22 protein-coding genes are annotated in these 23,162 nt (G+C 40.3%); 18 read left to right on the forward strand and 4 right to left on the reverse strand.

Annotated elements, in window-relative coordinates; translation table 11 throughout:
• Window positions 1-5: 5 nt before the first annotated feature.
• Window positions 6-734 (reverse strand): bifunctional 2-polyprenyl-6-hydroxyphenol methylase/3-demethylubiquinol 3-O-methyltransferase UbiG, encoded by a 729-nt coding sequence (gene ubiG, locus HR060_RS13870; protein ID WP_174200894.1) that lies wholly within the window; start codon window positions 732-734, stop codon window positions 6-8.
• A 254-nt stretch (window positions 735-988) separates the two neighbouring features.
• Here ubiG and gyrA point away from each other — a divergent pair, with 254 nt between their 5' ends.
• The 8 genes from gyrA to pyrF all read left to right on the forward strand — a co-directional run bounded on the left by gyrA (window position 989) and on the right by pyrF (window position 9,786).
• Complete coding sequence (gyrA, locus tag HR060_RS13875; RefSeq protein WP_174200895.1) at window positions 989-3,619, forward strand: DNA topoisomerase (ATP-hydrolyzing) subunit A; 2,631 nt, start codon at window positions 989-991, stop codon at window positions 3,617-3,619.
• Window positions 3,612-4,697, forward strand: a complete 1,086-nt coding sequence (gene serC / locus HR060_RS13880) for a 3-phosphoserine/phosphohydroxythreonine transaminase (RefSeq protein WP_174200896.1) — start codon at window positions 3,612-3,614, stop codon at window positions 4,695-4,697. The genes gyrA and serC overlap by 8 nt, the downstream gene beginning before the upstream one ends.
• Before the next feature lie 39 nt (window positions 4,698-4,736).
• Entirely contained in the window at window positions 4,737-5,414 is a 678-nt protein-coding gene (gene cmk / locus HR060_RS13885; protein ID WP_174200897.1) for a (d)CMP kinase, read from the forward strand.
• 123 nt (window positions 5,415-5,537) lie between these two features.
• Window positions 5,538-7,211: a 30S ribosomal protein S1 gene (rpsA, locus tag HR060_RS13890; RefSeq protein ID WP_174200898.1), complete on the forward strand. Its 1,674-nt coding sequence runs from the start codon at window positions 5,538-5,540 to the stop codon at window positions 7,209-7,211.
• 137 nt (window positions 7,212-7,348) lie between these two features.
• Window positions 7,349-7,630, forward strand: coding sequence for an integration host factor subunit beta (locus HR060_RS13895; RefSeq protein ID WP_174200899.1), 282 nt, complete (start codon window positions 7,349-7,351; stop codon window positions 7,628-7,630).
• A gap of 11 nt (window positions 7,631-7,641) precedes the next feature.
• Window positions 7,642-7,929, forward strand: coding sequence for a lipopolysaccharide assembly protein LapA domain-containing protein (locus HR060_RS19460; protein ID WP_174200900.1), 288 nt, complete (start codon window positions 7,642-7,644; stop codon window positions 7,927-7,929).
• Window positions 7,930-9,081 (forward strand): hypothetical protein, encoded by a 1,152-nt coding sequence (locus HR060_RS13905; RefSeq protein WP_174200901.1) that lies wholly within the window; start codon window positions 7,930-7,932, stop codon window positions 9,079-9,081.
• On the forward strand, window positions 9,082-9,786 hold the full coding sequence (gene pyrF, locus HR060_RS13910; protein ID WP_174200902.1) for an orotidine-5'-phosphate decarboxylase: 705 nt from the start codon (window positions 9,082-9,084) through the stop codon (window positions 9,784-9,786).
• Between the two features lie 112 nt (window positions 9,787-9,898).
• Here pyrF and rne read toward each other — a convergent pair whose 3' ends face one another.
• Window positions 9,899-12,817, reverse strand: coding sequence for a ribonuclease E (gene rne, locus HR060_RS13915; RefSeq protein ID WP_174200903.1), 2,919 nt, complete (start codon window positions 12,815-12,817; stop codon window positions 9,899-9,901).
• 518 nt (window positions 12,818-13,335) lie between these two features.
• On the opposite strand from rne, the gene rluC reads away from it, so the two are divergent.
• Both rluC and HR060_RS13925 read left to right on the forward strand, forming a co-directional pair.
• The gene (gene rluC, locus HR060_RS13920; RefSeq protein WP_174200904.1) at window positions 13,336-14,298 is read left to right on the forward strand and encodes a 23S rRNA pseudouridine(955/2504/2580) synthase RluC; all 963 of its coding nucleotides are present in this window, start codon (window positions 13,336-13,338) and stop codon (window positions 14,296-14,298) included.
• Window positions 14,298-14,957, forward strand: coding sequence for an HAD-IA family hydrolase (locus tag HR060_RS13925; RefSeq protein ID WP_246283174.1), 660 nt, complete (start codon window positions 14,298-14,300; stop codon window positions 14,955-14,957). Before rluC ends, HR060_RS13925 begins: the two co-directional genes overlap by 1 nt.
• A 17-nt stretch (window positions 14,958-14,974) precedes the next feature.
• Here the strand turns inward: HR060_RS13925 and HR060_RS13930 are convergent, their stop codons facing one another.
• Together HR060_RS13930 and HR060_RS13935 are read right to left on the reverse strand one after the other, a co-directional pair.
• Entirely contained in the window at window positions 14,975-16,210 is a 1,236-nt protein-coding gene (locus tag HR060_RS13930) for an erythromycin esterase family protein (protein WP_174200905.1), read from the reverse strand.
• A gap of 104 nt (window positions 16,211-16,314) precedes the next feature.
• On the reverse strand, window positions 16,315-16,920 hold the full coding sequence (locus HR060_RS13935; protein ID WP_174200906.1) for a Maf family protein: 606 nt from the start codon (window positions 16,918-16,920) through the stop codon (window positions 16,315-16,317).
• An 85-nt stretch (window positions 16,921-17,005) separates the two neighbouring features.
• On the opposite strand from HR060_RS13935, the gene yceD reads away from it, so the two are divergent.
• The 8 genes from yceD to fabF all read left to right on the forward strand — a co-directional run bounded on the left by yceD (window position 17,006) and on the right by fabF (window position 23,155).
• Window positions 17,006-17,533, forward strand: a complete 528-nt coding sequence (gene yceD, locus HR060_RS13940) for a 23S rRNA accumulation protein YceD (protein ID WP_174200907.1) — start codon at window positions 17,006-17,008, stop codon at window positions 17,531-17,533.
• 9 nt (window positions 17,534-17,542) lie between these two features.
• Window positions 17,543-17,710 (forward strand): 50S ribosomal protein L32, encoded by a 168-nt coding sequence (gene rpmF, locus HR060_RS13945; protein ID WP_174200908.1) that lies wholly within the window; start codon window positions 17,543-17,545, stop codon window positions 17,708-17,710.
• Window positions 17,711-17,729: 19 nt separating this feature from the next.
• Window positions 17,730-18,761 carry a phosphate acyltransferase PlsX gene (gene plsX, locus HR060_RS13950; RefSeq protein WP_174200909.1) on the forward strand — a complete coding sequence of 344 codons (1,032 nt, stop codon included), beginning with the start codon at window positions 17,730-17,732 and terminating at the stop codon, window positions 18,759-18,761.
• A 9-nt stretch (window positions 18,762-18,770) separates the two neighbouring features.
• Complete coding sequence (locus tag HR060_RS13955) at window positions 18,771-19,733, forward strand: beta-ketoacyl-ACP synthase III (protein ID WP_174200910.1); 963 nt, start codon at window positions 18,771-18,773, stop codon at window positions 19,731-19,733.
• A 22-nt stretch (window positions 19,734-19,755) separates the two neighbouring features.
• Window positions 19,756-20,691 (forward strand): ACP S-malonyltransferase, encoded by a 936-nt coding sequence (gene fabD / locus HR060_RS13960; protein ID WP_174200911.1) that lies wholly within the window; start codon window positions 19,756-19,758, stop codon window positions 20,689-20,691.
• Window positions 20,692-20,696: 5 nt separating this feature from the next.
• On the forward strand, window positions 20,697-21,437 hold the full coding sequence (gene fabG, locus HR060_RS13965) for a 3-oxoacyl-ACP reductase FabG (protein WP_217434938.1): 741 nt from the start codon (window positions 20,697-20,699) through the stop codon (window positions 21,435-21,437).
• Between the two features lie 170 nt (window positions 21,438-21,607).
• Window positions 21,608-21,844, forward strand: a complete 237-nt coding sequence (gene acpP / locus HR060_RS13970) for an acyl carrier protein (protein ID WP_174200912.1) — start codon at window positions 21,608-21,610, stop codon at window positions 21,842-21,844.
• A gap of 72 nt (window positions 21,845-21,916) precedes the next feature.
• Entirely contained in the window at window positions 21,917-23,155 is a 1,239-nt protein-coding gene (fabF, locus tag HR060_RS13975) for a beta-ketoacyl-ACP synthase II (protein ID WP_174200913.1), read from the forward strand.
• The last annotated feature ends 7 nt before the right edge of the window (window positions 23,156-23,162 follow it).

The raw sequence follows: 23,162 nt of genomic DNA on the forward strand, positions 1-23,162 counted from the left end.
CTCCCTTATAATTCTGCTGAAGTCGGCTTGTAGGCATACAATAAATAGTTGATTGATAAGTCGTCATTGAGTTTGGCTGATTTAGTCAATGGGTTGTAATGCATCCCCTTGGCTTGTTTAACTTTTAAGCCTTGGCTTTCAATCATCGCAATTAAACGTGATGGTTTGATGAACTTATCGTGTTCGTGTGTACCTTTAGGCACTAAACCTAGGATATTTTCAGCTGCGACAACGCCAAGTAAATAGGCTTTTAGCGTTTTATTTAATGTCGAAACAAATAGTTGTCCGCCTGGTTTTAGTGTTTTACAAGCTGCCTGAATGACTGACTCGGGGTCAGGGACGTGTTCTAGCATTTCCATACAAGTGACAATATCAAATTGCGAATCATGGTTTTCGCTAAAAGGTTCCGCGAGTGTTTGCTGAAAGTCGATGCTAATACTTTGTGACTTTGCATGTAATTGAGCTATCTTGATGGCTTGTTCTGCAGCATCAATACCCGTGACCTTTGCACCATGTTTTGCCATTGAATAGCTGAGTATACCGCCACCACAGCCAACATCTAATACTTGTTTATCATACAACTGGCCAGCATGACCGAGAATAAAATCGAGTCGACAGGGGTTAATTTGATGGAGTGGGGCAAATTCTTGATCTTTATCCCACCAGTTGTGAGCTATTTCATCAAATTTTTCAACTTCCTGTTGATCTAGGTTATCCGCATTAGTAAGCGACATATTACTCTCTTTTTTCAGGTCTAATTATTTTACTTTGTAATGCGCATCATACCGAGTTTTGAGCACTATGAAAAAGCCATTTTGAATAGTAAATGTATAACTGTTAATTCAGGTTACAAATACGGTCAAATTTTCAATGGTATGCGCGGATAAGTATGTTAGAATCGGCGGTCGAAATTTGTCATCGACAATGAATTCTCAAGTTAGCTAACGAGATATAACTAGATAACAACAGTTAGGGAACAGTCCTGTTTATGAGTGATTTGGCCAAAGAAATACTCCCCGTCAATATTGAAGACGAACTGAAAACCTCTTACTTGGATTACGCTATGAGCGTAATCGTAGGTCGTGCATTACCTGATGTTCGTGATGGACTAAAACCTGTACACCGCCGCGTTTTATTTGCAATGAACGAGTTAAAAAATGACTTTAACAAGCCTTATAAAAAGTCGGCTCGTATCGTTGGTGACGTCATTGGTAAATACCACCCGCACGGTGACAGTGCCGTTTACGACACAATCGTTCGTATGGCTCAGCCTTTCTCATTGCGTTATTTACTCGTTGATGGTCAAGGTAACTTCGGTTCTGTAGATGGTGACTCTGCTGCCGCAATGCGTTATACCGAAGTTAGAATGGCTAAAATGGCACATTCATTACTTGCCGACCTTGAAAAAGAAACGGTTAACTATGTACCTAACTATGACGGTACTGAACAGATTCCAGAAGTTTTACCTACGCGTGTCCCAAACTTATTGGTGAACGGTTCATCCGGTATCGCGGTTGGTATGGCAACTAATATTCCACCTCACAATTTAACTGAGGTCGTCAATGGCTGTTTAGCCATGATTGAAAACCCGGATATCACGATAGAACAGCTCATCGAATATATTCCAGGTCCAGATTTCCCAACAGCTGCCATTATCAGTGGTCGCAAAGGTATTGAAGAAGCTTATCGCACCGGCCGTGGTAAAATTTATTTACGTGCTCGTGCTGAAATTGAAGTGGCAGATAACGGTAAAGAAACCATCATCGTTACTGAGATTCCATACCAAGTAAATAAAGCTCGTCTGATTGAGAAGATGGCTGAGTTGGTTAAAGAAAAGCGTATTGAAGCTATTTCAGCGTTGCGCGACGAGTCTGATAAAGACGGTATGCGAATTGTAATTGAAGTTAAGCGTAACGAGTCTGGTGAAGTATTACTTAATCAACTTTACTCTCTTACTCAAATGCAAGTCGTATTTGGTATGAACATGGTTGCGCTTGATAATGGTCAACCGCGTTTATTCAATTTACGCGATATGATATCAGCGTTTATCAACCACAGACGTGAAGTTGTTACACGTAGAACGATTTTCGAACTAAGAAAAGCCCGTGAACGTGCCCATATCCTTGAAGGCTTAGCAATTGCATTAGCTAACATTGACCCTATTATAGAAACAATCAAAGCATCGCCTAGCCCAAGTGAAGCTAAAGCTGCACTTGTATCGAATGCTTGGGATTTAGGTGATGTAGCTGAGATGCTTGAGAGAGCAGGTACTGATGCAGCTAGACCCGAGTGGTTAGAAGCAAGTTATGGTATTCGCGATGGCAAATACTATTTAACAGAACAACAAGCACAAGCGATCCTTGATTTACGTTTACACAAGCTTACAGGTCTTGAACACGAGAAAATCTTATCTGAATACAAAGCATTACTAGACGAAATTGCTGAGTTACTTCATATCCTAGCAAGTGCTGTTCGCTTAATGGAAGTAATTCGTGATGAACTCGTTGACATTAAAGCCGAGTTTGGTGACGAGCGTCGTACTGAAATTTCAGCAGCAGCGCACGATATTAGCCTTGAAGATTTAATCGCAGAAGAAGATGTGGTCGTGACACTATCTCACGAAGGCTATGTGAAGTATCAGCCATTATCTGAATACGAAGCTCAACGCCGCGGTGGTAAAGGTAAAGCTGCAACTAAGATGAAAGAAGATGACTTCATCGAAAAACTACTTGTTGCAAACACTCACGATACGATTCTTTGTTTCTCTTCTGATGGACAATTGTATTGGTTGAAGGTTTATCAATTACCGTTAGCGAATCGTACTGCGCGTGGTCGACCTATTGTTAACTTATTACCACTCGATGAAGGCGAGCGTATTACTGCAATCTTGCCTGTACGTGAATATGCTGATGACCAATACATAGTGATGGCAACAGCAAACGGTACGATTAAAAAGACTGCTCTTACAGAGTATTCACGTCCTCGTGCAAACGGTATTATTGCACTTAACCTAAATGAAGGTGACACGTTAATTGGTGTTGATATCACGCATGGTGATAGCGAAATCATGCTGTTCTCTGATGAAGGTAAAGTTGTTCGCTTTGCTGAGAGCCAAGTTCGTTCAATGGGCCGAACTGCAACGGGTGTTCGTGGCATGAAGTTGCAAGAAGGCCAGAAAGTTGTGTCTTTAATTGTTCCAAAAGAGGAAGGCGAAATTCTTACTGTTACGGAGAATGGTTATGGTAAACGCACACCTTTAGAAGAGTACCCTGCTAAGAGCCGTGCAACACAGGGTGTTGTATCGATTAAAGTATCAGAAAGAAATGGTAATGTTGTTGGTGCTGTTCAAGTTGTTGATGCTGATGAAATTATGCTGATCAGTAATAAAGGTACATTAGTAAGAACACGTGTTAATGAAGTTTCTACAGTTGGACGAAATACACAAGGTGTTCGTTTGATTCGAACAGTTGAAGGTGAGCAAGTTGTTGGCTTAGAGCGTATTGACGAACTTGATACTGATGAAGAGTTTACTGATGGTGAATCAGTTGATACGGAAACGAACGAAGTGAGTGAAGCTTCTTCAAGCGATAATGCGGAGCCAAGTGCAGATAATGAGTAACGCTGTTTTTAACTTCTGCGCAGGACCAGCCATGTTACCAAAGCCTGTGATGGAAAAATCACAGGCTGAATTACTTAATTGGCATAATTTAGGCTGCTCTGTAATGGAGATCAGCCACCGTAGCAAAGATTACATTGAAGTAGCCGAACAAGCAGAGCGCGACCTCCGTCAATTGATGGGGATCAGCGAAGATTATGCTGTGTTATTTATGCACGGTGGTGGCCGAGGCGCATTTGCATCCGTTCCACTTAATTTACTGCCTGTCGGCGGCTCTTCTGACCACGTGATTACCGGGTCTTGGTCAAAAAGTGCAGTAGATGAGCATCAAAAGTTCGGACGTGTAAATATTGCTGCAAACCAATTTAAAGTGGGCGAACTGAGAAGTATTACCCCAACCTCTGATTGGCAGTTATCAAATGAAGCGGCCTATGTTCATTATTGTCCTAATGAGACCGTTGACGGTGTGGAGTTTAATTACACACCAGGGACTGATAAACCCCTAGTAGCGGATATGTCATCATGCATTTTATCTAGACCAGTTGATGTCAATAAATTTGGTTTGATTTATGCGGGGGCACAAAAAAATATTGGTCCAAGTGGCTTAGGTATCGTCATTGTTCGAAAAGACCTAATTGGACAGGCTCGTATCGAAACACCTTCTATTTTTGATTATCAAAAGCAGCTAAATGCAGATTCTATGTTAAATACGCCTCCTACATTTGCATGGTACCAAGCAGGCCTTGTTTTTAATTGGCTAAAAGAGCAGGGCGGTGTTGAAGCGATTGAACAAGTGAATATCAAAAAAGCGACTGCTCTATACGATTTTATAGACAGTAACGATTTTTATCATAACCCTGTAGATAAAGAGTACCGTTCGCGTATGAATGTACCTTTTTATCTCGCAGATGAAACGCTGAACCAAACGTTTTTAGATGAATCACAACGTGCTGGGTTATTAGCATTGAAAGGTCACCGCAGTGTAGGTGGTATGCGTGCCAGCATTTATAATGCGATGCCTTATGAAGGTGTCGTTAAGTTAACGGAATTCATGGCAGATTTTGTTAAGCGTTACGGTTAATGAGTAACGTCTGCCATTTGTAACAAATTGAGGTAAAAGATGACCGAGCTTACTCCGGTGATCACTATTGATGGACCAAGCGGTGCAGGAAAGGGCACTGTAAGTAAACGAGTTGCCGAACACTTAGGTTGGCACTTTTTAGACAGTGGTGCTATTTATCGTGTTCTTGCGCTTGCTGTTGTTCATCATGATATTGAACCAACAGATGAAGATTCTCTTGTCCCATTAGCTGGACATTTAGATGTTAGCTTCGTTTCCGAAAATGGTGAAACACATGTCATTTTGGAAGGCGAAGATGTCACCAATGCAATTCGAACAGAAGATATCGGCGCTGTCGCATCAAAAGTAGCTTCTTTACCTCGTGTTCGAGAAGCTTTACTTAGACGTCAACGAGCATTTAGAGAAGCACCTGGTTTGGTTGCAGATGGGCGTGATATGGGCACTATTGTATTTCCGACTGCTGAAGTAAAGGTGTTTTTAACCGCATCTGCAGAAGAAAGAGCAAGAAGACGCTATCTACAGTTGAAAGATAGCGACCCAAGCGTTAAAATTGAGCGCCTTTTAGCCGATATACGTGCGCGTGATGAACGTGACATGAATCGTGCTGTTGCGCCTTTAGTTGCGGCTGAAGATGCACTTGAAATAGATTCGACTGAAATGAAGATTGAAGATGTGGTAGATAAAGTTCTCAATCATGTTCAATCTCGTTTGAGTTAACCATATTAAATGCTAGGTTCGGCCTAGCTATTTAACTGGCCCGCCAAGGTAGGCAGGTTTTATATAACAACCCTGAGATATTCGGATATAGCTCAGATTTTAATTTATAGAAGACTATCATTCATGTCTGAAAATTTTGCACAGCTTTTTGAAGAAAGCTTACAACAAATCGAAACTCGTCCTGGTGCCATCGTTAAAGGTACTATCGTTGCAATTCAAAAAGATATCGTATTAGTTGATGCGGGTCTTAAATCTGAAAGTGCTATCCCTGTAGAGCAATTCACTAACATTTCTGGTGAAGTTGAAGTTAACGTTGGTGACCAAATCGACGTTGCATTAGATGCAGTGGAAGACGGTTTCGGTGAAACTATTTTATCTCGTGAGAAAGCTAAACGTCACGAAGCTTGGATCCGCTTAGAAAAAGCATGTGAAGAGTCTGAAACACTTAAAGGTCTTATCTCTGGTAAGGTTAAAGGTGGCTTCACTGTTGAGATCGAAGGTATCCGTGCGTTCTTACCAGGTTCATTAGTTGACGTACGTCCTGTACGTGACACTTCTCACCTAGAAGGTGCAGAGTTAGAATTCAAAGTTATCAAGTTAGATCAAAAACGCAACAACGTTGTTGTTTCTCGTCGTGCTGTTATCGAATCTGAAACAAGCGTTGAACGTGAAGAGTTACTTGCTAACTTAGAAGAAGGTCAAGAAGTTAAAGGTATCGTTAAGAACTTAACTGACTACGGTGCATTCGTAGATTTAGGTGGTTTAGACGGTCTTCTTCACATCACAGATATGGCTTGGAAGCGCGTTAAGCACCCTAGCGAAATCGTAAATGTTGGCGATGAAATCTCTGTTAAAGTTCTTAAGTTCGATAAAGAGAAATCACGTGTATCATTAGGTCTTAAGCAATTAGGTAGCGATCCTTGGGGCGAAATCGCAGAGCGTTTCCCTGAAGGTGCTAAGCTTTCTGGCCGCGTAACTAACTTAACTGACTACGGTTGTTTCGTTGAAATCCAAGAAGGCGTTGAAGGTTTAGTTCACGTTTCTGAAATGGATTGGACTAACAAGAACATCCACCCTTCTAAAGTTGTTAACTTAGGTGACACTGTAGAAGTTATGGTTCTTGAAATTGATGAAGAACGTCGTCGTATTTCTCTTGGTCTTAAGCAATGTAAAGCTAACCCTTGGGAAGAGTTCGCTAAGAACTTCGCTAAAGGCGATAAAGTATCTGGTAAGATCAAGTCAATCACTGACTTCGGTATCTTCATTGGTCTTGACGGCAACATCGATGGTCTTGTTCACTTATCTGACATTTCTTGGAATGCTACAGGTGAAGAAGCAGTTCGTGAATACAAGAAAGGCGAAGAGCTTACTGCTGTTGTATTACAAGTTGATGCAGAGCGTGAGCGTATTTCTCTTGGTATCAAGCAAATTGACGAAGACCCGTTCAGCAAGTACACAACAACTAACAAGAAAGGCGCTATCGTAACTGGTACAGTTACTGCTGTAGACGCTAAAGGTGTTACAGTTGAATTAGCTGAAAGTGTTGAAGGTTACTTACGTGTTAGCGATATTTCTCGTGACCGTATCGAAGACGCATCTACTGAATTCAGCGTAGGCGATTCAGTTGAAGCTAAGTTCATCGGTGTTGATCGTAAGAACCGCGTTGTTAGCTTATCAATCAAAGCTAAAGACGAAGCAGAAGAGAAAGCTGCATTAGAATCTGTTAACCAACAAGATTCTGGTTCATTCAGCAACGCTATGGCTGAAGCATTCAAAAACGCTCAAAAGGGCGAGTAATGCTTAGTTAGTTGATTTTAAAGGTTTTAGCTTGGCTAAAACCTTTTTTTGATACTAAAATAGGTGAGGACTTCCTCACCTTTTTTATTTTTGGCCGGTGAAGACGTTTTAAATTAAATTTTACTTCTGAGGTTAACATGACCAAATCTGAATTAATTGAATTACTCGCCGATAAAAACCCTCAAATTCAACTCAAAGATGTCGAATTGGGGATCAAAGAGCTCCTAGAATACATGGCTCATTCATTAGCGAATAATGAACGTATTGAGATCCGTGGTTTTGGCAGTTTTTCCCTTCACTACCGCGAGCCGCGAGTGGGTCGTAACCCTAAAACAGGTGAAAGCGTTCAGCTTGAAGGTAAATATGTGCCACATTTCAAACCAGGTAAAGAGTTACGTGAGCGCGTAAACATTTTCTAGTCTTACCTATTGTGAAAAAAATAATCTACTTTTTAGTTGTTGTGTCGTTTGCAGTTTTTGCCTTAGTTTTATCTAGTCAAAACGACCAATCAATTACATTAAACTATATTTTAGCTAAGCAAGATTTGATATTATCTCAAGCTCTCGCTGTGTTTTTTATCGCAGGTGTGATTTTAGCTTCTCTTGCTTGGTGGGTTTTCTTATCCCGGGCTAAATTTAAATCAATCCAGCAGAATAAAAAGATCAAACAGCTTATTCAAGAAAATGACTATTTGCGAATTCAGTTAAAAGATCAATAAATGCCAGAACTTCTCTTTCTTCTTTTACCTGTAGCGGCTTTATACGGCTACGTTATGGGTAGGAATAGCTTTCGCCAGCAACAATTAAAACAACACGAAAAAATTAACCAAAACTTCTTATCAGGCCTGAACTTATTTCTGAATAATCAGCGAGATAAGGCTATTGAGGTTTTAATTGAGAATCTGGAGGTAGATAATGAAACTTTCACTACTCATATCGCTCTTGGAAAGTTATTTCGTGCCAAAGGTGAGAATGATAGAGCAATTAAAATTCACCAGTTCTTGGCAAAACAAGACACTTTGAGTCCTAAGCAAAGAAAAACGGCAATCTTACAATTAGCTTACGATTTTGTTGAAAGTGCATTGTTCGATAGGGCAGAAGCGCTTTTATTACCATTGACAGAAGATGAAGAGTTCAGTTACGAAACTAGGATCGTACTCTGTCGAATCTACCAAACCTACAGAGATTGGCAAAAAGCTTACGATATCATCAGCGAATTGACATGCCAGGAAGGCGATGATCTGAATAACATTCGCGCTTATTTGTTATGTGAATTGGCTGAGAAGGCCGAAAATAAAGAAATCGCAGAGTCTTTACTTATCAAAGCGCTTAACTATGATAATTCTTGCGCAAGAGCTTATTTAGAGCTGATAGAAATTAAATTATCCACTGAGCAATTGGATAAAGCACAAGCGTATGCATCGTCACTAGCACAGTATTGCCAAGGCTATGTTCCACTGTTAATTAAGAAAGTTTCTATTATCTTTCCTGAGCTAGATGCGCGTTTGGCCTTTCTAAAATCGATTAAAAACACCCAGACAAGTTCAGTTGTAGCAGCTCAAATTGCACAAATTCAATCTGAAATGGGTGACACGCGTACTTCAAGAAAAACACTGATTAGTGAGCTAGAAAAAAATGCCACTATACAAGGTTTTGCAAATTTACTTGCCCACGACGCTGAACAAATTGAATCGTCTGAAGCAAAACAAAAAATGCAAAACTTGAAGCAAATGGTGATCACAAAAATTACTCAACTTCCCGATTATGAATGCGGCAATTGCGGTTATCAGGGAAGCTATTTATTTTGGCAATGCCCACGTTGTAAACAATGGGGAAGTGTCGAACCCATTAAAGGTTTAACAGGAGATTAAATGTCTACTAATACAGACGCTAAAGTAATTGTTGCTTTAGACTTCAACCAAAAACAAGATGCTTTAGCCTTAGTTGATAAACTAAGCCCTAACCAGTGTCGTTTAAAAGTAGGCAAAGAAATGTTTACTTACTTTGGTCCTGAATTCGTTCGCCAGTTAGTCGAAAAAGGCTTCGATGTATTCCTAGATCTTAAATTTCACGATATACCTGCTACAACAGCAAAAGCTTGTGTTGCTGCAGCTGAATTGGGTGTCTGGATGGTCAATGTTCATGCATCTGGTGGCGAAGTTATGATGCGAACTGCACAGGAAGCATTAGCAAAGTTTGGTGAGAAAAAGCCGTTATTAATTGGTGTAACTGTTTTGACCAGTATGGATCAATCTGATTTGAATGGCTTAGGTATAAATAATACTCCTGCCGAACAAGTACAAGCACTTGCGAAGCTTGCAAAGGATAGTGGGTTAGACGGTGTAGTGTGCTCTGCCCAAGAAGCTGAGTTACTAAAATCTCAATTAGGTGATGATTTTAAACTGGTAACGCCGGGTATTAGACCTGCTGGGGCTGATGTAGGCGATCAGAAGCGTATTATGACGCCTGAAAAGGCCGTCGCAAGCGGCTCTGACTATTTAGTTATTGGTAGGCCAATCACGCAAGCTGATAACCCTGCTGACGTTTTAGAGCAAATTAATAAAACACTTAGCTAAATACTTAATTCTTTTTAGTCATTAAAAAAGCCCGTTAAACAGTGTTTAACGGGCTTTTTATTTGAGTTAAGCGTTAGATAGATATCGTTTAATATCTATCTACTCAATCTGTTTAGACTGCGCGAGTCATTGGCGATTGACTTTGGCTCGAAGCGCCTGTGCTTCCACCTACTTTACCACTCGAGTAAACCGCAATACGATGGGCTTTATCAAGCTCACTAATCGCAAGCTCTTTACTTAGATCAAGCGTTTCAACCTCTGTTCGCTTCATTGGTGCTGAGGCATGGCCTTTATAAGGTGCTTTAGCTTTTAATGGTGCTGAGGTTTTGCTCTGTGTTTCGGTTTCTTTTTTAACATCAATTGCTGGTGTTGCTTTCTCGTCGGAATCTGAAGTCTCAACAACTGGTGTTTTGAGCGCTAAATCTTGCTCAGTTGAATCTGCAGCAGTGTCTTGCGTTGGCTGCACCTGTGAGCTAGCGTGCTCTGCAACTTCTGCAACTTCTGCAACTTCTGCAACTTCTGCAACTTCTGCAACTTCTGCAACTTCTGCAACTTCTGCAACTTCTGCAACTTCTGCAACTTCTGCAACTTCTGCAACTTGAGGTTTATCTGCTGCAACAACTTCCTCGGATTGCGGTGTGCTTTCCTGAGTTTGTTGTGTCTCTTCGACTACTTTAGTTTCAGTTACCGTTTCTGCTTCAGGGTAGCGACTATCAACAGGGTCAACAGTTACATCATGTGTTTTCTGTTCTTGGTTTTGTTCACCATTTTTATCATGGCGACGCTTTTGTCCTGATGCTCTCAAGTGCCTTGGTGAGCGTCTGCTTCGCGTTTGCCCTTCAGCTTTGTCCTGTTTCGCATTTTGCTGAGGTTTACTGTCTTGTGATGCCTTTTCTGTGTTTTGTTGCTCAGCCGCCTTTGCTTCAACTGATTTAGTCTCTGCTACCACCTGAGTGTTTACTTCTTTGGCTTGTGTATCAGCTAATTCCACATTTGAATCTGACTTTTCTTCAACACGAATTTTCTTTCGTTGCTGTCTCCGCTGACGGCGCTCTGCAACTTTCTCATTACTTTTGGCTTTTTGCCCCTGACGATTTGCAGTTTTCTCAGATTGTGGTTTAGCGGGTTTATCATCGCGCTTCACATCTTTTTTATCTGCCTTTCTATCTTGAGGTTTACCTTTAGTATCGTAATCGCGACGGTTGTTACGGCTGCGTTTACGGTTGTTATTACGACGCTTATTATTGTGGCGTTTTTTGTTCTGTCCTTTATTTTCAGACGATTTTTTGTTCTCTTCAGCAGATGAACCAAATAAACTAGCAAACCAAGCAAAGATACTTGCTAAAAATGAAGTGTCTTCTTTTTCTTTAACTTTCTTTTCTTGTTTTACTTTTTCTGCTGCTACAACTGGAGCTGGTGTGTCAGGTGCTGTAAAGCCCTTTAACATTGGCTCTTCTTTGTTTTCTTTACCAGCAGGCGTGTCAACAAATTGAGAAATACTCGCGTCAATTTCCATTTCTGGCTTTTTGACAAGCGAATAACTTAATTCATCTGTATTGTCATCCTTTTTTAGACGCACCATCTCGTAGTGAGGTGTTTCAAAGTTTGGATTAGGGATAACTAATACACGCACGTTATGATTCTTTTCAATGAATCGCAAAGCGCCACGTTTTTCATTTGCCAAGTATGTTGCAACATCGATTGGTACATTTGCTCTTACCTGAACCGTATTCTCTTTAATCGCTTCTTCTTCTAATAAACGAAGAATTGACAGTGCCAGAGAATCGGTAGAGCGAATTGTGCCAGTACCAGAACAACGAGGACATACCTTATTCGCATTGTCGCCCAATGAAGGTTTAAGGCGTTGGCGAGACATTTCCATTAAACCAAAGCGTGAGATACGTGCTAATTGAATACGGGCACGGTCAGGTCTAACGGCTTCGCGTAATCTGTTTTCCACTTCGCGCTGGTTACGGGCTGGTGTCATATCGATAAAATCGATAACCACTAAACCACCTAAGTCACGAAGTCGAAGCTGGCGAGCAATTTCATCTGCAGCTTCAAGGTTGGTATTTAATGCTGTTTCTTCAATATCTCCGCCTTTAGTTGCCTTAGACGAGTTGATATCGATTGATGTTAAAGCTTCTGTTGGATCAATAACAATTGAACCACCTGACGGTAATCTAACTTCTCGTTGAAAAGCTGATTCAATCTGACTTTCTATCTGGTAGTGATTAAATAATGGCGAGTTGCCTTCGTATAATTTTACACGGTCTACAAAGTCAGGGCGAACAAGTGAAATATGTCCTTTTGCTTCTTCGTAGATTTTTTTGTTATCTACTAAGATTTGTCCGATGTCACGGCGTAAGTAATCTCTGATTGCACGAACAATTACATTACTTTCCTGATGAATTAAGAAAGGAGCTTCGCGGCTATCAGCTGCATCTGAGATTGCTTTCCAATGATGTAATAGGACATTTAAATCCCATTCTAATTCTTCATAAGCCTTACCGACACCTGCAGTACGAACAATTAAGCCCATTCCTTTAGGTAGGTTCAGTTTATTTAAAGCTTCTTTTAACTCTGTTCTCTCATCGCCTTCAATACGGCGAGAAATACCACCTGCGCGAGGGTTATTAGGCATCAATACCAAGTAGCTACCCGCTAAACTGATGAAAGTTGTTAAAGCAGCACCTTTTTGGCCACGCTCTTCTTTATCAATTTGAACAATAACTTCTTGGCCTTCGCTAACTACTTCTTTGATATTAGGGCGACCAGAGAATGTATAGCCTTCAGGGAAGTACTCGCGGGCTATTTCTTTAAGCGGGAGGAAGCCGTGACGTTCAGCACCGTAATCAACAAATGCGGCTTCTAAACTTGGTTCTACACGTGTGATTCGACCTTTGTAGATGTTGGCTTTTTTTTGTTCATGGCCTGAACTTTCGATGTCTAGGTCATATAGGCGTTGACCATCAACGAGGGCTACACGCAACTCCTCTTCTTGAGTCGCGTTAATTAACATGCGTTTCATGACGAATTTTTACCTTAAATTTACGTCATCAACTGCAAAATACAAATTCATCAAACCCTGTTAATCTCCCGATTATCAGTCGTTTTTACATTGTTTTTCAGGCAATAAAAAACACCAGCGGGCTTTTTCAGGTCCCCAACTGGCTGATATCTGCCTTGTAAAGCACAGCAAGTCCTTGCAATGCTATTAAATGTATACTTGGGATAACTTGTATTTTCGCGTCGTGACGAAATAATTTAGCTTCTTCTCACTGGGCTTTTCGTTTTAAATCCTACTCGGCAAATTACTCACTCCGAGTAGATTTAAAAATGCGTTCGATCATATAAATCTGAACTATCTTTTGCTTATATGATTGCGTCGAAATTAGCCTCTTACGTTTCGCAAGAGCTGTTATCTGTAAATCTTTGCGCTTTGCGCTATAAAAAAATCTGGCATTGTTTGATGCCATCACCGAAAATATAGCAAATACTGCCTAATTGCGGCAATTGAAAATAGTAAATATCGGTAGAAAAACTGTAATGAATGAAAATGAACGTAGGTCAGTTAGTTTCGAGGAAGTAGATGATGACATCTGTGGTCAAAGAATAGACAATTTTTTGAAGCGAAAACTAAAAGGCGTGCCGACTACTTTGATTTATCGAATCATCAGAAAAGGTGAAGTCAGAGTAAATAAAAAGCGAATTAAGCCTGAATATAAATTACAACCTGGAGACTTAGTTAGGATACCTCCGGTAAAAATCCCTGAAGCAGGTAGTCAACCTAAACAAGTAGGGCAACACATTCTCACTCAAGTTGAGCAATCAATATTATTCGAAGATGACAGTTTGCTAATAGTTAATAAACCGTCTGGGTTAGCTGTGCATGGTGGCTCGGGTTTAAACTTTGGCTTAATTGAAGCAGTGAGAAAACTTCGCCCTTTGGCCAAGTGTGTTGAATTGGTTCATCGTTTAGACCGTGACACCTCAGGTTGTATTGTCATCGCTAAAAAACGTTCAGTTTTAAAAGCACTACATGAGCAATTGAGGACGAAAAAGGTAGATAAACGATACTGGGCACTGGTTAAGGGCAACTGGCCAGAAAAACTACGACAAGTTGAAAAACCATTACACAAAAATCAATTGGCCTCAGGGGAACGCCTAGTAAAAGTTGATCCTAAATTAGGTAAGGCCTCATTAACGCGCTTTAAAGTGTTAAACAAATATAATCAAGCTACTTTAATTGAAGCTTTCCCTGTGACTGGGCGGACCCACCAGATTCGCGTTCATACTGCCGCATCTGGCTACCCAATTGCAGGCGATGATAAATACGGCGATCGCGATTTTGACTCCCAAGTAAAACCCTTTGGTATTAAAAGGCTATTTTTACATGCTGCTAGTATCAGTTTTATACACCCTAAAACAGAGACAACGTTAAGAGTTGAAGCGCCATTAACAGACAATTTAGATAAAGCATTAAAAGCTCTCAATAAGGCTGGTAAATAATGATGCAAGCCCGTCGTTATAAGTTGGTTATTTTTGATTGGGATGGCACTCTAATGGACTCGATAGGGCGTATTGTTTCCTCGATGCAAAAAGCCGCTGAACATGCAAAAGTGACGGTACCTGATTTTGATACTACCAAATCGATTATTGGTCTAAGTTTACCTGTTGCAGTGAAAACACTCTTTCCTGAAGCCACGCCCTCCGAACAACAATTAATATCTGATACCTACAAAAGTCAGTATGTATCAGGTAATGATATGCCTGCGCCACTATTTGAAGGTGTAGATACATTATTAAACACACTTTCAAAATCAGGTATTAAATTAGCCGTTGCTACTGGTAAATCGAGAGTAGGTTTAGAACGAGTTCTCAAAGATACAGGTTTTACTGAGTTATTTATTTCTACCCGTTGTGCAGACGAATGCCGCTCAAAGCCTGATCCACAAATGTTAGAACAGATACTTGCTGAGTTATCAATTGATAGTAAAGATGCTGTTTTTATCGGAGATACTATTTTTGATTTACAAATGGCTACTGCTGCAGGAATGGATAGTATAGGTGTAACGATTGGTGTCGCCAATGAAGAGCAGCTAATTAAAGAAAAGCCTAAAGCTATTTTTAATTCGATTGAAGAATTGACCAGTTATTTAGCTCAATAACTGGCCATAGCTATTAATTAGTACTGAGCTGGTTCTTCTTTATCTACATATATGATTGAATCAGCGTGAAGCTTAATTGCTACATCGAGCTGATTATGCTCCGCTATTCTCGCTTTTATTTTTTGGTCATAGCCATAGCTTGTATAAGGAAGGTTTAGCCATAAACTGCTTGCTTTAAATTCAGCTAAAGACGCTTCTAATGAGTTTGGTTTAGCAGCTGGGATGGTATGAATTGTTTTTAGATCCCAGTCCCTAAATGTGCCTTTACCTGACGTTAGTAAAACGACATGACTTTGTGAGCGTAAATCAGCAGCCATTGAATCAAAACTCGATGGGAACTGAACTAAACGACTGATATTTTTTGCGACATGGATATTGTGTCCCCAAACCATAATTTTCTTATTTGGAAATAAGTCATTTGCAATCCAGTTAAGCGTTTTACCCATTCTTTTATTTCGCGTTGCTCGGCCTTTAGTACTCTCTCTTCCATGCACCCACCAAGTTTTAACTTGAGACTCTACACTCATAATATAGTTAAGCCAAAAATCGCTTCTGGAAAAAATATCATCAGATTTCACAACATCTAGGCTATTTAGCTGGTGCCTTAAGAAGGCCAATGTATATTGCACCTCGGCTAAGTTTTCTGAGCTTCTTGGTTTGTGATTGAATTGGAATAGGTATTCAAGTTCTGTGAAGAGTTGGATTTTTTGGCGAGACGTTAATAACTCTGGATCGCCTTGTGCGATAAAGTCGATAAGCTCGCTAATGGATTCTTTTTGTGCTTTACGACCAGAATGCTGAGCATCAAAGCCCACTATATAGAGTGGGCGATTACTTTTAGCGTGTCTTTCGATGTAATTAAACAGTGGTTTGAGCTCTTGGCTTTGAGCATACATGTAAAATAGGCTGCCAATAGATTCTTCAGAAAGACTCTTTCCTTGCAACATTTCTTGCCAAATTTTGGCAATATCATAAAAGCCACTTTCTATTGCTAATACATCAAAACCATGTTCTTGGTGCAGTGTTTTAACCAGTTCAGCTTTTATTTTAAACGCCTGACTATCTCCGTGTGTTTGCTCACCAAGAAACACCATGCGATTATGCTTTACGCTACTGGTAAGTGCAGAGAAATCATATCCTTGATCTGTCTTTAATGCATGTACATGTTCGGCTAGTGCAAATGCTTTGCTATGCACCAAACTAAGAATACAAATAAAGAGGGTAGTAAAATAGGTAACAACGTTCGTTTTCATGAAAACTCTAATATCCATTTACTTTTTGTTACAAAGTATCGATTTTTAACCTCGTTGTCTACCTATTAACGATTTTTTTACGTGATTTTATATAACAAGAATAATCAGTTGTTTTCAACTTGATTTAATAATGGATTCTGTCCTACTTGTATTAAAATTTGATTAAGACTAATTAGCGGCAAGCCTATAAGTGTATTAGGGTCTTTACCAGAAAGGGCTTCAAATAAAGTAATACCTAAACCTTCACTTTTAAAGCTTCCTGCACAGTTATAAGGTTGTTCAGTTTTTAAGTAATGTTCAATTTCCTGTTCTGACAAGTTTCTAAAACACACATTAAATGGTTCAACAAGGGTTTGAACAAAGTTAGTTTCTTTTATTTGGATACTTAGACCGGTTAAAAATGTGACTGTTTTACCTGATAACAATTGCAATTGTTTTTTCGCATTTTCAAAATTACCCGGTTTTCCTAATATAGTGCCTTCAACAACGGCCACTTGGTCGGATCCAATGACAATGGCCTGATTATGTTTATCTGAAATTGCTTTTGCTTTTAAAAATGCCAAACGTTCAACGAGCGCATCTGCTGTTTCATCTATTAATGCGGTTTCATCCACTTCAGGCGCTTGAGCTGTGAAGGGGATATTGAGTTTGGCTAAAATTTGTTTCCTAAAAGGTGAGGTAGAAGCTAAGATTATCGGTCTGTTATGCATAATTATTGAGAATAATGAAATTAGATGGTTATTTTCGTTTTTTTCAATTGACTAAACAAGTCCAGATCGATACCATTCGCGCCCTATGCAAAAGGTCAAAATGCCAATCGAACTAGATCCTATAAAAAGTGCGCAAATCCGCTCATCTTTTTCAGGTATCTATCGCTTGGAAGATTTATCACGTTTTAAAGAAGTTGTACTAGACCAAACTGGTGAAGTTACGGTTAATTTAGAATGTAAATTAGACGAGCAAGGCTTAACCGTTTTGCTGCTTAGTGCTGACGCGGAAGTTCAGGTAACTTGTCAACGTTGCGGTGGGGCATTACCCCAAAAGTTAAATTTATCATCTAAATTTACACCTAAACTGGCAAGCGTAGATGAAGAACTCATACCTTCAGAATACGAAATCATCACGTTAAATGACTATGGCATGCTAGAGCTCAAGGCGCTAGTAGAAGATGAGCTAATTCTTGCTCTACCTATTGTGCCAAAGCATGACGAAGACGACTGTGATATTTCAGAAGATGACATGAGTTTCGGTGAAGTTGAGGATGAACCCAGCAAACCAAACCCGTTTGAAGCATTAAAAAATTTGAAATTTCAAAAAGATTAGGAGTCTAAAATGGCTGTTCAAAAAAGCAAAAAATCACGTGCACGCCGTGGTATGCGTCGTTCACACGATGCGTTAACATCTGCTACAACTTCAGTTGATAGCGCTACAGGTGAAACGCATTTACGTCACCATGTAACTGCTGACGGTTACTACAAAGGCAAAAAAGTAATTTCTTAATATAAGAGTTATTACTGATTTGACTAATCTAACCCTAGCGTTAGATGCAATGGGAGGCGACCATGGGCCTCCCATTACTATTCCTGCTGCCCTTGCTATTCTTAGCAAATACCACAATATCAATTTTATAATTTGTGGCGATAGCCAAGCTATCAATTCCCAACTTAATCAATCTCCTTACTTTGAACACGATCGCGTTTCTGTATACCACTGTGAACAAACAGTAGAAATGGGTGACAAACCCTCGTTTGCTTTACGCCAGAAAACAAAATCATCGATGCGAAAATGTCTCGATTTAGTTAAAGAAGGAAAAGCACAAGCATGTATAAGTGCGGGTAACACAGGTGCTTTACTTGCAATGGCTTATTATGTATTGGGTATGATCCCTGGTATTAGCCGTCCAGCATTAGTTACCGTTATGCCTTCGCTAACGGGAAATCGAACTTATTTACTCGATTTAGGTGCCAATATTGATGCAGATGAAATAAGCCTCCACCAATTTGCATTAATGGGAAGCGTATTAGCAGCGGAAAAAGCAGAACAAATTAAAGCAGAGCCAAGAGTTGCTTTACTCAATGTGGGTGAAGAAGAGATCAAAGGCAGCGATAAAATTAAACGAGCAGCTAAGTTAATTAGTGAAGATCAGCAAATTAACTACGTAGGTTATGTAGAAGGGAATGATATTTTCTCTGATAAAGCGGATGTAGTCGTATGTGATGGTTTTGTTGGTAACGTCTCGTTAAAAGCTTGTGAAGGTATTGCCAAGCTAGTTGCCCAAAGTATTAAACAAGCTGTTGGCAAGAGTTGGGTGACTCGGATATTATCTGTATTCTTGTTGCCAATATTAAAAAAAATGTATAAACAAATTAATCCCGACCAATACAATGGTGCCAGTTTATTAGGTGTCAGAGGGGTTGTGATTAAAAGTCATGGCAATGCTTCTATCGATGGCTTTCGCTATGCAATTAAAGAAGCAATAAACGAAATAGAACATCAGGTCCCTCAACGCATTGAACACCAGATGGAAAACGCATTAAACGACAGGGCATAAATCCAAGTTATGTATTCTAGAATTATTGGTACAGGGAGCTACTTCCCAGAACAAGTACGCACAAATGCCGATTTAGAGCAAATGGTTGATACCAGCCACGAATGGATTGTGGAGCGAACTGGTATTAATGAAAGACGTATTGCAGGCCCAGATGAAAATGTTGCCACTATGGGCGCAGAGGCTGCAAAAAAAGCATTAGAAGCTGCTAATTTACAAGCCTCAGATATTGATATGATCGTCTGTGCAACAACAAGCTGGGAAAAAGCATTACCAAGTGCAGCATGTGAAATTCAACAATTGCTTGATTGTCCGGCGGGTATTCCTGCTTTTGATGTTGCTGCAGCTTGCGCCGGCTTCTGTTATGCCGTTAGTGTTGCCGATCAGTTTATCAAATCAGGAAATGCAAAAAGAATTCTTGTTGTTGGGACTGATGCATTAACTCGTCTTATCAACCCTGAAGATCGTTCTATGATCATTTTATTCGGCGATGCTGCCGGCGCTTGTATCTTAGAAGCAAATGAAGAAACAGGGATTTTATCTACGCATATTCACGCGGATGGTCGTCACGGCGAATTACTCGGAGCAGGTATCCCAACTCGAGGAATCGAAGATTCTGTGCATGACTCTTGGGGTTACATGAAAGGCAATGAAGTATTTAAAGTTGCTGTAACAAAACTAAGTGAAATCTGTTCAGAGACTTTAGCCGCTAACAATATGGCTAAAGAAGATATCGATTGGTTGGTTCCTCACCAAGCCAATTTAAGAATTATCAAAGCGACTGCTAAAAAGCTCAATATGACAATGGATCGTGTTGTTGTCACTCTAGACAAACACGGTAACACCTCTGCTGCTTCTGTTATTACTGCTCTCGATGAAGCAATACGTGACGGACGTATTAAACGAGGTCAAACTGTTTTAATTGAAGCTTTCGGCGGTGGTTTTGCTTGGGCTTCAGCCTTACTAAAATACTGATAAATTTTAGGATTTATAAAGAATGTCAGAACAAAAAATTGCTTATGTATTTCCGGGCCAAGGTTCTCAAACTGTTGGAATGTTGGCTGATTTATACGAAGCGCATGACGTTGTGCGTCAAACTTTTCAGCAAGCCAGTGAATCACTTGGCTATGACTTATGGGACAAGGTCGCGAATGGTCCAGCTGAAGATTTAAACCAAACTCATATCACTCAACCTGCACTATTAACGTCAAGCATTGCTATTTTACGTGTACTACGTGAACAAAATGCACCTGCACCCGCTTATTTTGCTGGTCATAGCTTAGGCGAGTACTCAGCACTCGTTGCTGCTGGTGTATTGGATTTTGCCGATGCAGTTAAGTTAGTTGAATTACGTGGTCAATACATGCAAACAGCAGTACCTGCAGGTACGGGTGCGATGTCCGCGATTATTGGCTTAGATGATGATGCTGTGCGTAAAGCATGTGCCGATGCGGCTGAAGGTGAAGTGGTCGAGGCCGTTAACTTCAACTCTCCAGGTCAAGTTGTTATTGCAGGCAGCAAAGATGCAGTAGCAAGAGCAGGTGCATTGTGTAAAGAAGCCGGCGCTAAACGTGCACTTCCATTACCGGTTAGTGTTCCTTCACACTGTGCACTGATGAAACCAGCTGCAGAACAATTAGCTCAGAAGTTAAGCGCAATTGAATTAAGCCAGCCTGAGTTAGCACTTATCAATAATGTTGATGTAGCTGTAGAAGAAGATGCAGCAGCCATTAAAGATGCACTTGTACGTCAATTGTATTGTCCAGTACGTTGGACTGAAACAGTTGAAGAGCTTGCAGAGCAGGGCGTTACTCAATTAGTTGAAGTTGGCCCAGGTAAAGTACTTGCTGGTTTAACTAAGCGCATTGTTAAAACATTATCTGCAACATCAGTTAACGATGTTGCGACAGTCGAATCATTTATTAACGGATAATCATTATGTTTTCTGATTTACAAGGTCAAGTTGCATTAGTTACAGGCGCAAGCCGTGGTATTGGTAAAGCGGTAGCTGAGAAATTAGTTGCAGCAGGTGCCACTGTGGTAGGTACTGCTACAAGCGAAAAAGGCGCTGCGGCTATCAGTGAATACTTAGGCGACAACGGTAAAGGTCTAGTTTTAAACGTAACGAGCCCAGAGAGCATCGAAGCATTATTTGCTGATATCAAAGCAGCATACGGTGATATTGATATTCTTATTAACAATGCTGGTATCACAAGAGATAACTTGATGATGCGCATGAAAGAAGACGAATGGTCAGATATTATTGACACTAACCTGACGTCTATTTTCCGTCTTACAAAATCAGTTTTACGTGCAATGATGAAAAAGCGTAACGGCCGTATTGTTAATATTGGTTCAGTTGTTGGTTCAACGGGTAACCCTGGTCAGGCTAACTACTGTGCAGCAAAAGCGGGTGTTATTGGTTTTTCTAAAGCATTGGCTAAAGAAGTAGCATCACGTGGCATCACTGTAAACACAGTTGCCCCGGGTTTTATCGATACCGATATGACTAAAGAGCTAACAGATGAGCAAAAACAGAGCATTTTCGCAAATATCCCTGCAGCTCGTTTAGGCCAGCCAGAAGAGATTGCTTCTGCTGTTTTATTTTTAACAGCTAAAGAAGCTGCATATATTACAGGTGAAACGATTCACGTTAATGGTGGTATGCATATGGCTTAACTTTTTGTTAATTTTTATACAAAAAGTTAAGTTTTAATACTAGCCAAATAACATTATTGGATTATGGTCTGACCAGTTGGTAAAAGTTTTCCTTAAAACTTGAAACTGGTCGAGATAATCCAATACAATACGACAAATTTTGCGGTTGGCGCATATTCAAAGGAAAAACTATGAGTACTATCGAAGAAAGAGTAAAAAAAATTATCGTTGAGCAATTAGGCGTTAAAGAAGAAGATGCACGTAACGAAGCATCTTTCGTTGACGACTTAGGTGCTGACTCACTAGATACAGTTGAATTAGTAATGGCTTTAGAAGAGGAATTCGACACTGAGATTCCTGATGAAGAAGCAGAAAAAATTACTACAGTTCAATCTGCTATTGATTACATCACAGCTAATCAAGACTAATTCTTCAGGGGCGGTTTTAAACCGCCCTCTTTTTATTTCCCTTTCAACTATTCTCCTCTGGGAGGACTTCAAGTGTCTAAACGTCGCGTAGTCGTTACTGGCCTTGGCATGTTATCGCCGGTGGGCAACACAGTAGACGATTCTTGGAAAGCATTACTTGCTGGTCAAAGTGGTATTCAGTTAATTGATACTTTTGATGTTAGCAACTTTTCAACTCGTATCAGTGGCCTAGTAAAAGGCTTTAATTTGGAAGATTACATTCCAAAGAAAGAAGCCAAAAAAATGGATTTATTTATCCAGTACGGTGTTGCTGCAGGTATTCAAGCCTTTAAAGATTCTGGTATTGAGATCACTGCTGAAAATGCACATCGTGTTGGCGCAACTGTGGGCTCTGGTATTGGTGGTTTATCTCTAATCGAAGAGAACCATACAAAGCTTTTAAATAGTGGTCCAAAACGTATGTCACCATTCTTTGTGCCATCGACCATTATTAATATGATCTCAGGTCACTTGTCGATTATGTATAATCTTCAAGGTCCTAATATTGCCATCACAACTGCTTGTACAACAGGTGTTCACTGTATTGGTCATGCTGCACGTATGATTGCTTATGGTGATGCTGATGCAATGTTAGCTGGTGGTGCTGAAGCTGCTACAACGCCTCTAGGTTTAGGTGGATTCGCAGCTGCACGTGCATTATCTTCTCGTAACGATGATCCAACTAAAGCTTCTCGTCCTTGGGACAAAGACCGTGACGGCTTTGTAATGGGTGACGGTGCTGGTGTGATCATGCTTGAAGAATATGAGCATGCAAAAGCACGTGGTGCAAAAATTTATGCTGAATTAACAGGTTTCGGTATGAGTGGCGATGCTAATCATATCACTTCTCCTCCTGCTGATGGTGCGGGTGCACAAGCAGCTATGGCTAATGCCATTCGTGATGCGGGTATCGCTGCTGAGCAGATTGATTATATCAATGCTCACGGTACTTCAACGCCTGTTGGTGATAAAGCTGAAACTGCAGCGGTTAAAAACCTATTTGGTGATCATGCTCACAAGTTAGCAGTAAGCTCAACTAAATCTATGACGGGGCACTTACTCGGTGCTGCGGGAGCGATTGAAGCAATTGTGACGATTAAAGCGTTACAAGATCAATCAATTCCACCGACGATCAACCTTGACAACCCAGATGAAGGTTGCGATTTAGATTATGTGCCGCATGAAGCTCGCCAAGCTAAAATGGAATACGCTTTGTGTAATTCATTTGGTTTTGGTGGTACAAACGGTTCATTGTTATTTAAGAAAGTTTAATATTAGC

This window comes from Marinifaba aquimaris (assembly GCF_013328345.1).
Classification (GTDB): Bacteria; Pseudomonadota; Gammaproteobacteria; order Enterobacterales; family Alteromonadaceae; genus Marinifaba; species Marinifaba aquimaris.